The 12,961-nt window shown below is 59.4% G+C and carries 11 protein-coding genes; 1 reads left to right on the top strand and 10 read right to left on the bottom strand.

The window, feature by feature from the left end:
- Window positions 1-5 precede the first annotated feature (5 nt).
- Complete coding sequence (locus tag PVE98_RS10280; protein ID WP_096073130.1) at window positions 6-1,484, bottom strand: catalase; 1,479 nt, start codon at window positions 1,482-1,484, stop codon at window positions 6-8.
- A gap of 161 nt (window positions 1,485-1,645) precedes the next feature.
- A complete protein-coding gene (locus PVE98_RS10275; protein WP_096073131.1) occupies window positions 1,646-2,386 on the bottom strand; it encodes a nitroreductase family protein in 741 nt (246 codons plus the stop codon).
- A gap of 286 nt (window positions 2,387-2,672) precedes the next feature.
- Between PVE98_RS10275 and PVE98_RS10270 the strand changes: the two genes are divergently transcribed.
- A complete protein-coding gene (locus tag PVE98_RS10270) occupies window positions 2,673-3,800 on the top strand; it encodes a beta-propeller fold lactonase family protein (RefSeq protein ID WP_096073132.1) in 1,128 nt (375 codons plus the stop codon).
- Window positions 3,801-3,846: 46 nt separating this feature from the next.
- On the opposite strand, the gene PVE98_RS10265 is transcribed toward PVE98_RS10270, so the two are convergent.
- The 8 genes from PVE98_RS10265 to PVE98_RS10230 form a co-directional block, all read right to left on the bottom strand.
- The gene (locus PVE98_RS10265; RefSeq protein WP_096073133.1) at window positions 3,847-4,746 is read right to left on the bottom strand and encodes an Rpn family recombination-promoting nuclease/putative transposase; all 900 of its coding nucleotides are present in this window, start codon (window positions 4,744-4,746) and stop codon (window positions 3,847-3,849) included.
- 323 nt (window positions 4,747-5,069) lie between these two features.
- Window positions 5,070-5,753 (bottom strand): hypothetical protein, encoded by a 684-nt coding sequence (locus tag PVE98_RS10260; RefSeq protein WP_096073134.1) that lies wholly within the window; start codon window positions 5,751-5,753, stop codon window positions 5,070-5,072.
- A 47-nt stretch (window positions 5,754-5,800) separates the two neighbouring features.
- Window positions 5,801-6,367: an NTP transferase domain-containing protein gene (locus tag PVE98_RS10255; RefSeq protein WP_033747231.1), complete on the bottom strand. Its 567-nt coding sequence runs from the start codon at window positions 6,365-6,367 to the stop codon at window positions 5,801-5,803.
- Entirely contained in the window at window positions 6,364-7,380 is a 1,017-nt protein-coding gene (locus PVE98_RS10250; protein ID WP_096073135.1) for an XdhC family protein, read from the bottom strand. The genes PVE98_RS10255 and PVE98_RS10250 overlap by 4 nt, the downstream gene beginning before the upstream one ends.
- Before the next feature lie 70 nt (window positions 7,381-7,450).
- On the bottom strand, window positions 7,451-8,647 hold the full coding sequence (locus PVE98_RS10245) for an MFS transporter (RefSeq protein WP_222707486.1): 1,197 nt from the start codon (window positions 8,645-8,647) through the stop codon (window positions 7,451-7,453).
- A gap of 146 nt (window positions 8,648-8,793) precedes the next feature.
- Window positions 8,794-10,128 (bottom strand): cytochrome c, encoded by a 1,335-nt coding sequence (locus PVE98_RS10240; protein WP_096073136.1) that lies wholly within the window; start codon window positions 10,126-10,128, stop codon window positions 8,794-8,796.
- A gap of 25 nt (window positions 10,129-10,153) precedes the next feature.
- The gene (locus tag PVE98_RS10235) at window positions 10,154-12,388 is read right to left on the bottom strand and encodes a molybdopterin cofactor-binding domain-containing protein (protein ID WP_333620589.1); all 2,235 of its coding nucleotides are present in this window, start codon (window positions 12,386-12,388) and stop codon (window positions 10,154-10,156) included.
- Window positions 12,385-12,843 (bottom strand): (2Fe-2S)-binding protein, encoded by a 459-nt coding sequence (locus PVE98_RS10230; protein ID WP_096073138.1) that lies wholly within the window; start codon window positions 12,841-12,843, stop codon window positions 12,385-12,387. The genes PVE98_RS10235 and PVE98_RS10230 overlap by 4 nt, the downstream gene beginning before the upstream one ends.
- Window positions 12,844-12,961: the final 118 nt, after the last annotated feature.

Here is a 12,961-nt window from a genome sequence, read left to right as displayed (position 1 = left end):
CTGAATTACGGCTGCGCCTGCCGTTTCGAGCGCTCTTCCAGCACTCGCAATGCGATGCGGTCGCCAATCGCCTGATCGATATTGCGCCAGTACTCAAACGTACGCGACAGCACCGGCTCCTCTACGCCGTTAAGCAAATGGCCGCTCACGTTGCCGACCAGCCGCTCGCGCGCCGCGTCGTCCATCACTTTATTGATCAGCGTATTTGCCTGACCAAAATCGTCATCATCCTCGCGCAGCGTGTAGGGCGCGCGCACCATGTCGCCGCTGGCCTGCCAGGTGGAGTCGGTTGGGTAGCGTTCGCCGTCTGCCGCCGGGCCGCCTTTGCTGTTCGGCGCATAGACAGGATCGGATACCGGATGAATACGCATCGCGCCATCTTTGCTGTAGCTGTTGACCGGCGACTGCGGGGCGTTGACCGGGATCTGCTTATAGTTGACGCCGAGGCGGTGACGGTGCGCGTCAGCATAAGAGAAGACGCGCCCCAGCAGCATCTTGTCCGGGCTAAGGCCGATGCCCGGTACCAGGTTATTCGGCTCGAAAGCTGCCTGTTCGATCTGCGCATGGTTGTCGGTCGGGTTGCGGTCCAGCACCAGCTTGCCCACTTTAATCAGCGGATAGTCGCCGTGTGGCCACACTTTGGTCAGGTCGAACGGGTTATAGCGGTAGGTTTCCGCCTCGGCGAACGGCATGATCTGCATATAGAGCGTCCAGCTCGGAAAATTGCCTTCCTTGATAGAGAAGTAGAGATCGCGCGTATGGTGGTCGATATCTTTTCCGGCAAGGGTATCGGCCTCTTCCTGCGTCAGGAACTCGATGCCCTGGTCGGTGTGAAAATGATATTTCACCCAGAATTTCTCGCCCTCGGCGTTCACCCACATATAGGTGTGGCTGGAGTAGCCGTTCATATGGCGCCAGGTTTTTGGGATGCCGCGATCGCCCATCAGCCAGGTAACCTGATGCGACGATTCCGGCGACAGCGTCCAGAAGTCCCACTGCATATCGTTATCGCGCAGGTTGTTGTCGGCGCGGCGCTTTTGCGAGCGGATAAAATGCTGGAACTTCATCGGATCGCGAATAAAGAAGACCGGCGTGTTGTTGCCCACCATGTCGTAGTTGCCTTCGGTGGTGTAGAACTTCAGGGCGAAACCGCGCGGATCGCGCCAGGTGTCGGGGCTGCCGCGTTCGCCTGCCACGGTTGAGAAGCGCAGCAGCACGTCGGTGCGCGTGCCGGGCTGGAACACCGCGGCTTTGGTATATTTGCTGACGTCATCGGTCACGATAAAGTAGCCGAACGCGCCGCTGCCTTTGGCGTGCGGCTGCCGTTCCGGGATGCGTTCGCGGTTGAAGTTGGCCATCTGTTCAATGAGATAGTGATCGTGCAATACCAGCGGGCCGTCAGGGCCGACCGACAGCGAATGCTCGTCGCTGGCGACGGGAATACCCGCATCCGTAGTCGTCGGTTTACGCTCATCATTGCTCATAGTGCTCTCCGTTTTTATAGGGATATAGCAACCATTAAGCGTAGTTAAGAATCGCGCGTCTGCCGTAGCAGAGTGCTGATGATTGCGAAAGGCGGAGAGCGAAAAAAGAGTGAAAGAAGAGAAGGGCGACGCTCAGGCAAGCTGCCTGAGCGCGGCGGGTGTTACTTATCGTTGCCGAAGCCCTGTTTTTTCAGCGCGCCCAGCACGTGCGGGAAGTAGATGTTCTGGTAATAGCCGCTGACGCTTTCGCTCCAGCTTTCGCCGTCGGAACGGCCGATGTTCTGCCAGTGCTGCACCATCTCCTGATTGTAGGCGGCGATCTTCTCCTCCAGCCCGGCGGTGCGGTAGGCCTCTTCATGGCGGAAGGTTTCCAGCGGCAGGCGCGGTTTCTGGTGCGACGGCTCATCGACATAGCCAATCACTACGCCCGCAACCGGGAAGGTATATTCCGGCAGTTCCAGCAGGCTAATCAGCGTCTCAGGATCGCGGCGGATACCGCCGATCGGCACGATGCCCAGACCTTCCGCACGCGCGGCGGCCATCACGGAGCCCAGCGCGATGCCCACATCGGTGGCGCCGGAAACGATGCTCTCGATACTCTGCTGCGCGATCTGCTCGCGGCCAATCGCCTCCATCGCCACGCGCGATTTATGCATATCCAGCACGAAGGTCAGAAACACCGGCGCTTTCGCGATCCACGGCTGTCCGCCGGCGATCTGGGAGATTTCTTTGCGCTTCGCCGCATCGCGGGTCACCACCACAGAAACCTGCTGCGAGTTGACCGAGGTCGGCGCGCGGTAGGCGGTGCTGATAATGCGATCCAGAATCGCGTCGTCAATCGGCTGCTCGGTAAAACTGCGTTCGCTTTTGTGGCTGGTAAAAATATCAATTAGTGAATTCATGGATCCTCCAGATGTGGAGGCTAAGAGTAGCAGGTTCGGGCAGGGCCAGATTTAACCGCATTGGTCATTCCCGGCAACCTAAGGTTCTTCAGAGGATTAGCGGGCGAACAGGCAGTGAGCCAGCACACATTTCTGAATAAATGGTAAAACATAACAACTATGTAACAATATGAATGCGCTGGCGTTTTGGGCAACATCACAAGAGGCCTCAGGCAGCTACACATAACCACGCCGCGTCCGGCTGCGTATACCTGAAGCGGCAACTCTCAATCAACTGAGGTGACAAATGAATAATACTCTGGCGCTGCGCCGGTCGATTCTCCTGCTGGGCATGGCCTTTAGCGGTCCGCTGCTGGCGCAGACCTTTGTCTACGTTTCGGCGGCGGAGGATGGCGATATCGCGCGTTACGCCTTAAACGATCGGACCGGTGCGCTAAAGCTGCTGGGCGAAACGCCAGCGGGGGGCAAGGTGATGCCGATGGCGATAAGCCCAGATAAACAGACGCTTTACGCCGCCGTGCGCAGCAAGCCGATGCGGCTGGTCAGCTGGTCCATCAACGGCAAAACCGGCGCGTTGACGCCAGCGTCAGAGAGCGCGGCCGCCGCAAGCTATCCCTATATCAGCCTGGACAGGCAAGGGCGCTTTTTGCTGGCGGCCTCCTACGATAGCGGCCTGGTGCATGTTTATCGCCTCGGCGCAGGCGGGAAGGTGGCGACGCCTTTCGTGTCAGAGGTAGAGGCCGGTCACGCTGCGCATTCGGTGATTGTTGATGCGACGAATCGCTCCGCCTACGTCGGCGTGCTGGGCACCGATCGCGTTCTGCAGCTGGCGCTGCACCAGGATGGCCAGCTGACGCCGCTGGGTGACGGTTTCGTCGCCACGGCGGAGAAAAATGGGCCGCGGCACTCGGCGCTTTCGCCGGATAACCGCTTCCTTTATAACGTCGGCGAAATGAGCGGCGCTATCGTGCAGTTCTCACGGCAGCCGGATGGCGCGCTGACAAAGGTCGCTGACTATCCCAGCGCGGTCGCGCAGAAATATCAGCTGCAGCACGGCGTGGAGCGCACCGCCAGCTACAGCGACACCACGCCGCGCATCTGGGCGGCCGATATCAAAATTACGCCTGACGGGCGCTTTCTCTACGTCACAGAGCGTACCAGCAGCACGGTAACGGGCTATCGCATCAGCCAACAGGATGGAAAGCTGCAGTTGATTAACAGCTGGCCGGTTGAAAAGCAGCCGCGCGGCATAGCGATTACGCCTGACGGGCGCTGGCTGATCGCCAGCGGCGAGAAGAGCGCGGTGATTGGCAGCTATGCCATTGCTAAAGAGAGCGGGGAGCTGCAAAGGGTCGCTGAAGCGCCCGTAGGTAAGGATGCAAACTGGGTAAGTATCGTCAGCTTTAAGCAGTAGCTGGATCATAATAAGAACCGCCTAAAGCGGCGGTTCTTAATAACGGTTAGCCGCGCTGGATTTGCTGTAAATCCTCTTTGGTCAGGCCGGTAATTTTCATCACTAAAGCGCGATCCAGTCCGTTTTTAAGCATGTTTCTGGCCATTTCCAGGCAGGCTTCATGTTTACCCAGTTGGCGTCCTTTCTCCATGCCTCGCTGTTCAAGCTGTTCTGCAATGGTCACGAATATCTCCTTATGCTGCGGCGCATGATGCGCCAGTTCGCTAAGCGTGAGTTCCATATCCGGCGTTTCGCCGACCTGAAGCATATAGTTTACCAGCGACGTTACTTGCTGTCCGGTCATAAATTCGGTCTGCATCAGGGTTGCCAGACGCGCGATCAGGCTTGTTAAATCGCGCTGGCGAATATGCTTTTGCAGCAGGGTAAGCGCCGCCATGCTGCGGTGCTGCATAATCTCCTCATCGGGGATAATAGTTACATCAACCAATGGAAAATGACCATTATAGAGCGCAGCAGCGTGTTCAGCTTCCCGGAAAAGATCGAACCAGCGCAAAGAGTAGGGATATGGGCTGCGTTTGCCTTGATAGAAAAGAACAGGGATCACCAGCGGCAATTTGCTATGTCCGGCATCAAGATGGCGCTGCATCGCGGCAATAGCGTAGCGCATCAGGCGAAAGGCCATATGCTTATCCGGAGAGCTTTGATGCTCGATTACTACCTGCAAATAGCCATCGCCGGCGCGCGTTTTCAGCGAGTAAAGTACATCGCTGTAGTAAGGACGCAAATCATCTTCGACAAAGCTGCCGGACTCTAGCTTCAGCGTCGACAGGTCACAGATCGCCAGCAGCTCAGGCGGCAGATGCAGCGTTAAAAAGTCGCGAGCGGTTCTCGGGTGCGCCAGAAAGGTTTTAAAGACCGCATCATGCGGCGTGCAAGTTCGCTTCATCCTGAAGTCTCGGCCAGCTTTTGGTTTGCCGGACCTTAGCAGTCGCCTTTAGCGTGCGAAAGTGGGAAAAGCGCAGCAGCCGAGGCGGCTCGCAAAATCTATGCGCCGACAGGGTTTGGCGCTTTATCAAAGACGAAAGACGACATGCCGAACGGCGCTGTGGCAGATTGCGGTGTTTAAGCTATAAGAAGAGAAAAGGGAGGGAGAGCAACCGTATGAGCACCGCGTCCTGAACATCAGTGATATCGCATTTAACATAATATACATTATGTGCACCTGAATAATCCTGTCTGCTTTGGGCATTTCTCACCACATTGCCCTGGTTAACTTTTTAATGGATAGCATGTTGTCCAGTTATAGTTGCACCTTGCCAATATCAGCTCGCCAGCAACATCACCAAAATTAATCGCCTGACGTTCCAAAAAAAACTGACGCAGGCTTTCTGGTAAAAAAGACGCGCCGTAGCGTAAAACCGTGCTGTGCCAGAATGGCGCCAGCAATGAGATGTTGTCATGACGCATCAGTAACTCATTTTTCCATTGAGAATCCAGAACCCTTTCGCAGAACGACTGACGCATAGCAACTGCAGGACTTTCAGGAATTCCCGCAAGCAACAGCTGACCAGGCAACGCAACTAACCGAAGATGCCCGATAGTAATTTTTTTCGCATCGAATTCACCCCAGATAGTTGTCAATTGCTCTACTTTCGTCGGTAATTGCTCGTTTAGATGATAAAGCGGCAGCGTCAGAGGCAAGAAAGTAAAATGAAAGCCGTGCGCTGGCAGCGTATCGGCCAGCGGATCGTCTTTTGTGATTTCGTTTAACTCATCAATAAGGCGTGAGACACAGCGTGAAACAGTCGGCTTTATTCCTGCTGCAAGAGAAAGCTTTACTGGATCGTAGTAATTTTGTTCTCGGATCTCACCGATTCCTGCATTTTTCGCCCAGGTTGCGAGAGTGTTCTCATTTGTCGAGCGATATCTGTTTTGCAGACTTATTGATTGCATGACAAACCTTATCGTTCTTTGCCCCGCTCCACTCGCTGGCTGAGCGATTACAGCGCAGCACTACGCTGAAGATCTGAACGGGTATCAATATCCAGCAGGCATCCCTTATCCACTAACGTCACCGCCTGACACGGCGCGCTGTTAAGCACCGCGCGCGCGCCGCTGTCACCGCTCAGACTGGCGAGCGCAGAAAAGAACGCGCGCTGAAATCCCACCGGATGCCCAGGCACGCCTTCGACTTCCGCGCGAACCAGCGGCGCGCGATGCAGCGCATCCGCCACGGCCAGCAGGCTTTCCACGTTTAAAAACGGCATATCGCCCAGCGTAATCAGCCAGCCGTCGTACGCCGCTGTGGCTTTCACGCCCGCGGCGATAGAGTCGCCGATGCCCGCGCTGCGGCAGACAATCGCACGGCCAGTGGGAATCAGCGCATGAATTGCCGTATCCTCCGGCCGCGTCACTGCGAAAACGTCGAGCCCCGTGGCAACAGCATGCTCCAGCGTGTGCTGCAAAACCGGCTTGCCGTTCAGCGAGGCGAGCAGCTTATGCTCTCCGCCGCTCGCTTTAAAGCGTCGGCTGAAGCCGGCTGCCATCACCAGAATGGCGATTCTCATAGCAAACTTCCCTGCTCCCACGGCTCTGCCAGGGCCGGCTCAAGCGCCTCTACGCAGCCGTTTTTGTAGCGCACGATGTCCGCCATCACCGACAGCGCAATCTCCGACGGCGTTTTACTGCCGATATCGATCCCGACCGGCGCGTGAATACGGTTGACCTGATCTGGGGTGAGATCGCCATACACTCCCAGCCGCTCTTTTCTTCTCAGGCTGTTCTTTTTCGATCCCATCGCGCCGATATAGAACGCCGGCAGATTGACCGCTTCCATCATAGTGAGATCGTCAATGCGCGGATCGTGGGTAAGCGACAGGATCGCCGTTCCGGCATGGCAACCTTCCCGCTCCAGATACACAGCGGGAAACTGCTTAATCAGCCTGACGTTCGCGTCCAGCAAGGCGGCCATATTCGCCAGCGCCTCGTCCCGGTGTTCGCACACGATGGTTTCAAAGCCCAGCGCGACGGCAAAATTGGCGCAGAACACCGCGACGCTGGAAAGCCCGCCGATAACCAGCCTGGGCGCGGTCGAGAGCGTCAGGGTAATGGCGGCGCCGTCGCGGTAAGTCAGCGTGCTGTTGGTATAGGCAGCCGGCTCCAGCGCGTGACAGGGATGCGGCAGAATAATTTTCTTTTTCACCGCCGTGGCGGCGACCAGCGCATCGTGCATTTTCTGCAAATAGGCGTGGCTCTCAGCGCCGGGCAACAGTTTTTCCACCAGAATATCGAGTACGCCGCCGCACGGCAGCGCCCTGTCCGGCTCAAATCCGCCCTCGCCGTAGCGCACCACCTGGCTGGCGGCCGGGAAAGCGTTGCGATCGATGCGTTCGATAAAACTCTCTTCGACGCAGCCGCCCGAAAGCGAACCGCAGTGATGCCCCTCTTTGCGGATAATCATCATCGCGCCGGGCGGACGCGGCGACGATCCGTAAGTAGAGAGCACCGTACAGAGCCATACCTCATGCGCGTCAACCCACTGCAATCCTGCTTTTAATACCTGCATATCAAGGTTGTGCATGACCTGATGCCTCCGGCAACGGTTAAGCCAGGGCGCTTGCCCTGGCGGTAATTAAGTCGACAATATCGCCTTAGCGCACATCATGTCGGTGACGATCGCGGCGGCTCGCCAGCACGGCAAAGATCGCCGAGATAATTAGCAGCGTCAGGCCGAAGGCAAAGGGACTCCACCAACCCACTGCGTCAAACAGTTCGCCGCCCAGCGCCGCGCCCAGGGTAATCGCCAGCTGGATCACGGCAACCATCAGGCCGCCGCCCGCCTCCGCGTTTTCCGGCAGCGCGCGGCTCAGCCATAGCCCCCATGCGACCGGCGCGGGCGTAGAAACCAGGCCCCACACGGCTAACAGCGCGCCTGTAATCAGCAGCGAATGCCCCTGCCAGATTAGCAGCGCAGCCAGCGCCGCCATTGCCAGCGGGATCAGGATCAGCCAGCGAAACAGGTGTCGCTGCAGTAGCAGGCCGACCGACCAGGTTCCCAGCAATCCCGCCGCGCCCAACAGCAGCAAAATAAGCGAAAGCTCGCTGACGCTGGCTCCCGTAACCGACTCCATAAACGGGCGCAGATAGGTGAAGATCGCAAACTGCCCCATAAACAGCGTCAGCAGCGCGGCCATACCCGCCGCGACGTGCGGCAAGCCAAGCAGGCGCAGCGGGTTCGCGGTGTGGTTATCGCCCTGCGCAGGCAGCGATGGAATCGCGCGCCACTGCCAGATAAAGGCGCCGACGGCCAGCGGCACGACGATAAAAAAGGCCCCGCGCCAGCCGATATACTGGCCGAGAAAACTTCCCAGCGGCGCGGCGACGGTGGCCGCCAGCGCGTTGCCACCGTTAATCAGCGCCAGCCCTTTCGCCACGGCATGCGGCGGCGCGAGGCGCATAATGGTCGCCGTCGACATCGACCAGAATCCGCCGATCGCCACGCCGAGCAGCGCGCGTCCGACAATAAAAACTAGTCCGTCTGGCGCGAATGTGACAGTCAGGCCGGAAATTGTCAGTAAAAGCGTAAAGGCGATCAGCACTTTTTTACGGTCGAAACGACCGGTTAACGGCGTATTAAGCAGGCTGGTCAGCACGGCGAAAAAACCGCTGACGGATATCGCCTGTCCCGCCTGTCCCTGGCTAATGCCCAGATCCTGCGCCACCGGCGTCAACAGACTGACGGGCATAAATTCCGAGGCAATCAGCACCACGACGCCAAGCGCCATAGAGAAGATAGCGCCCCAGGCGGCGTGGTGACGCGATGCGGAGTGCGTTGTCATAGTTGTCATACGTTAATCCATAAGTTTCAATGCCGTAAGATGCTACCCAAACTGCCGGCATGAATTAACCTGGATAAACGGGATGTAATTGTGAATAAAATTCAGTAATAGTCGAGGAGCACTGTGCTGGAACCAGGTAGCGCCCCTCGTATGACCTAACGCATCTGCAAAATAATGGGGTTACTGCTGGCGGGATCGGTATGCTGACGCATCTCCGCTACCGCTTTCGCCTCTGTCTGCGCCCCGCCGTTACCCCAGGATGAGCGAATATAGTTGAGCACCTCCGCCGTCTCGCGATCGGAAAGCTGTTTACGGTATGGCGGCATCCGATAGGCGTCCGGCACGCCGTTGGCGACCACGCGGGCGGAGCCGTTCAGCACGATATTGATCGCCGAAGCGGCATCGACCTGCATCGAGGTGGCGCCTGCCAGCGGCGGGATCCACGGCGCCTGCCCGCGTCCGTCGGCACCATGGCAGCTGCTGCAGCGCGCGATAAAGGTCTGCTCGCCGGGGTGGCGCGCGCCCTGTTCGCTTCTCGCCGCGTAATGCCAGGCATTGCCGCTGTCGTTGCTGCCCGGCGGCAGCGACTTCAGGTAGTGAGCGATGGCGCGCAGGTCGTCGTCGCGCATAAACTGGGTGGAGTTGTTGAACGCATCCGTCATCGAACCGAACACCACGCCGTGGGCGTTGCGTCCGGTTTTCAGAAAGGTCACCACCTCCTCTTCGCTCCAGCGGCTTATTCCGGTGCTGGCATCGCCGCGCAGGCTGGGCGCATACCAGCCGTCAAGCAGCGCGCCTGCCAGATAGTCCGGGCTACGCGCATCCAGCGCTTTTTCGTTGAAGGCCACGCCGCGCGGCGTATGGCAACTGCCGCAGTGGCCTGGGCCTTCCACCAGGTAGGCCCCGCGGTTCCAGAGCGCGTCGCGGTTCGCCACCGTCTGCCAGGGTTCGCCGCTGGCAAAAGCGGCTCGCCACAGCGCCAGCGGCCAGCGCATGTCGAGCGGCCAGGGGATCTCTGACGGCTGATTTTGCCGCGAAGCGGGCTGAACGCCGTGCATCATAAACGCATAGAGCGCGCGAATATCCTCATCGCTCAGCTTCTGATAGGAGGGAAACGGCATTGCCGGATAGAGCCGATGTCTGTCCTGCGCCACGCCCTGACGCACCGCGCGATCGAAGTCAGCCAGCGAATAGCGGCCAATACCGCTCTCGCGGTCGGGCGTAATATTGGTGGTATAGATTTTCCCGACCGGCGTCGCCATCGCCAGGCCGCCGGAAAATGGCGCACTCTCCGGCGTACTGTGGCAGGCGACGCAGTCGCTCAGACGCGCGACATATTCGCCGCGCTGGATAAGATCCGGCGGCGCGGCGGTCCCGGCGTCCGCTTCATTGTCGAAAGGCGACGCGGGCGTACGCAGCATCCACAGCAGCGCGCCCGCCACGATAGTGAGCGCGGCAATCAGCAGCAGGCAGAGCCTTTTCCTGGTCATGATGTTTTCCTTAATAACCTGCGGCTCAGGTAAAGTTGTAGCGTGAAAGCGGCATAGAGCGAATACGCTGACCGGTCAGCCTGGAGACCGCATTGGCCACCGCGGGCGGTACGGCGGGCAGCGGCGGTTCGCCGATGCCTCCCATTTTGGCGCCGCTCTCGATAATGCGTACCTCGACCTGCGCCATGCGCGACGGCGGCAGGATCGGATAGAGATCGAAATTACGCGCTACCGGCTGCCCCTTCTCAAACAGCGCCTCTTCCAGCAGTACCTGCGACAGCCCCAGCGCAACCGCGCCGTTGACCTGCGCCTCAACGATGGCTGGATTAACGATGCTGCCGGGATCTATCGCTTCCCAGATCCGATGCACCCTGACCTGTCCGTTCTCAATCGAGACTTCCGCTATCGCCGCCGCTTCGGTGCCGAACGGAGACGCCATCGCCACGCCGCGGGCGCGCCGACTGCCATCTTCGGCGGTATAGGGGCCCGGTTTCCAGCCGCCAGAGAGATCGGCCACCGCGTGCAGCAGCGTCGTCAGGCGCGCATTACCCTTCAGCAGCCGCAGACGCAGCTCAAAGGGATCGAGCCTGCCGTGGTCCGCGATCTCGTCGAGAAAGCTCTCGTAGAGGAAGTCGTTCATCGAGTTGCCGACCGAGCGCCAGTAGCCCAGCTTCACCGGCCCTTTTTTATAGATCTGCGCGATGCGCAGGTGGGGAATAGCATAGGATTTGCCGGTCAACCCCTCGGTGGCGGTGGGATCAAGCTTATCGCCCTGCTTGCCGGAGATGCCTTCGGTCGGGCCTTCGCAGATGCTGACCGCTTCCAGCGCCAGCGGATAGCCCTCGTCATCCAGTCCGGCGCGGAAGCGCACCGCCGCCATTGGGCGATGGGTGTCGCACAGAAACTCCTCTTCACGGCTCCAGATTAGCTTAACCGGACGGCCGACCGCCTTCGCCAGCTCAACCGCCTGCGGCCAGGCCATCGCCCCGTCATAAACAAAGTGACGCCCGAAAAAGCCGCCAAGCAACGGGGAGTGAATCAGGATTTTGCTGGCGTCGAGCCCGGTGCGCTTCGCCACCTCGCCCTGAAACATCTCCGGCGCCTGGTTAGGGATCCACAACTCCAGCGTGCCGTCGTCGTTAAAGCGCGCCAGCGCCGAAGGCGGTTCCAGCTGAGCATGATTAAGATACTGGCTGTGGTAGGTGGCGCTGAGCGTGGTTTTGGCTGCGGACATGCCCGCTGCCAGGTCGCCTTTGACCTCCGCCTCCTGGCCGTCGCCGGGTTCGTTCGCCAGCGTGCGGGCGAAATCGTCGGAGGAAAAATCCGGCGGCATTAACTCGGCGTCGGCAGGCGCCAGCCATTCTACCTGGAGCGCCTCAACGGCGCGTTTTGCCTGCCACCAACGCTCGGCGACCACCGCCACCGCATCTGGCAGCCGGTGCACCGAGTGCACGCCCTTCATCGCCCTTACCTGTGCTTCGTTGCGCCATGCGCCTGGCGTCATGCCAAAACGCGGCGCGTGCTGTACCGCCGCGTGCAGCATATCATCGACGCGGCAGTCGATGGTGTAAACCGCCTGCCCGGTTGATTTCTCCCAGGCGTCGAGACGCTTGACGGGCTTGCCGATCCAGCGGAACTGCGCGGGATCTTTCAGGCTGACCGCATCCGCAGGCGGAACCGGCAGATCGCGCGCGCGGCTGGCCAGCTCGCCGTAGGTCAGCGTCTGCCCTGAAGCGTCGTGTACCACCTTCCCCGGCTCGGTGCGCAGCGAGGCGAGCGGCACCGCCAGCGCGCTTGCCGCCGCCTGCAGCAGCATATGGCGCGCCAGCGCGCCGAGACGGCGCATGGTGGTGTAGCTGGTACGCACCGACTGACTGCCGCCGGTGATGCGCATGCCGCTGTCCATGACCTTGTACTCGTCGCCGGCCGGCGCGTTCTCAACGACAAAGGTGGCGGGATCGGCATCCAGCTCTTCGCCGACGATCTGCGCCATGGCAGTAAAGATCCCCTGTCCGCCTTCGATAAACGGTGATAGAAAACGCACGCTGCTGTCTGGACGGATCTCAAGAAAGGCGGGCACGCGCGTGCCGGGCGACAGGGGCTGTTGCGCAGCCTGAGCACGCGCCTGGCCTGATGGCAGACCAATGCCCAGCACTAGCGCTCCTGCTACGCTGCCCGATGCCAGCAAGAAGCGGCGGCGCGACAGGTTGGTGGGTTCTTCGCCGAGAGCAAATTTGGATGATATGGGCTGTTTTCTCACCGCTCACCTCCCTGACCCGCCACCTCGTGGATGGCCGCGCTAATGGCGTTATAAGTGCCGCAGCGGCAAAGATTCACCATCGCCGCCGCGATCTCCTGGTCTGAGGGATGCGCGTTCTGCCTGAGTAGCGCGGTCGCCGCCATCACCTGTCCCGACTGGCAGTAGCCGCACTGCGGCACCTGATGCTTCACCCAGGCCGCCACCACGCGCTTGCCCACATCGTCGCTCTCGATCGCTTCAATGGTGGTGATCTGCTTTCCTGCAATCTTATCGATCGGGGTCACGCAGGATCGGACTACCTGCCCGTCGTTCATCACCGAACAGGCGCCGCACTGCGCCAGACCGCAGCCATATTTCGTTCCCGTCATGCCCAGATCGTCGCGTAATACCCAGAGTAATGGCGTGTCCCCTTCGGCATCGACCTGAACGGTTTTATTATTTATCTGAATATCCATAGTGCTCCGGTCTTAATGGCTTTTGCTTTCGCCCTATCCTTACAGTGATGAGTGGAATGATTAACCGACTCTCGCCCCATACGCTGCTGAATAAAATTCATTAATTAACGAAACGCCC

Origin of the sequence: Pantoea sp. GABEPS69, from assembly GCF_045780835.1 — a bacterium.
In the GTDB taxonomy this organism is placed as follows: domain Bacteria; phylum Pseudomonadota; class Gammaproteobacteria; order Enterobacterales; family Enterobacteriaceae; genus Pantoea; species Pantoea septica.
Note: the sequence above shows the minus strand (reverse complement) of the source record. Positions and strands in the feature narration are given on the sequence as shown.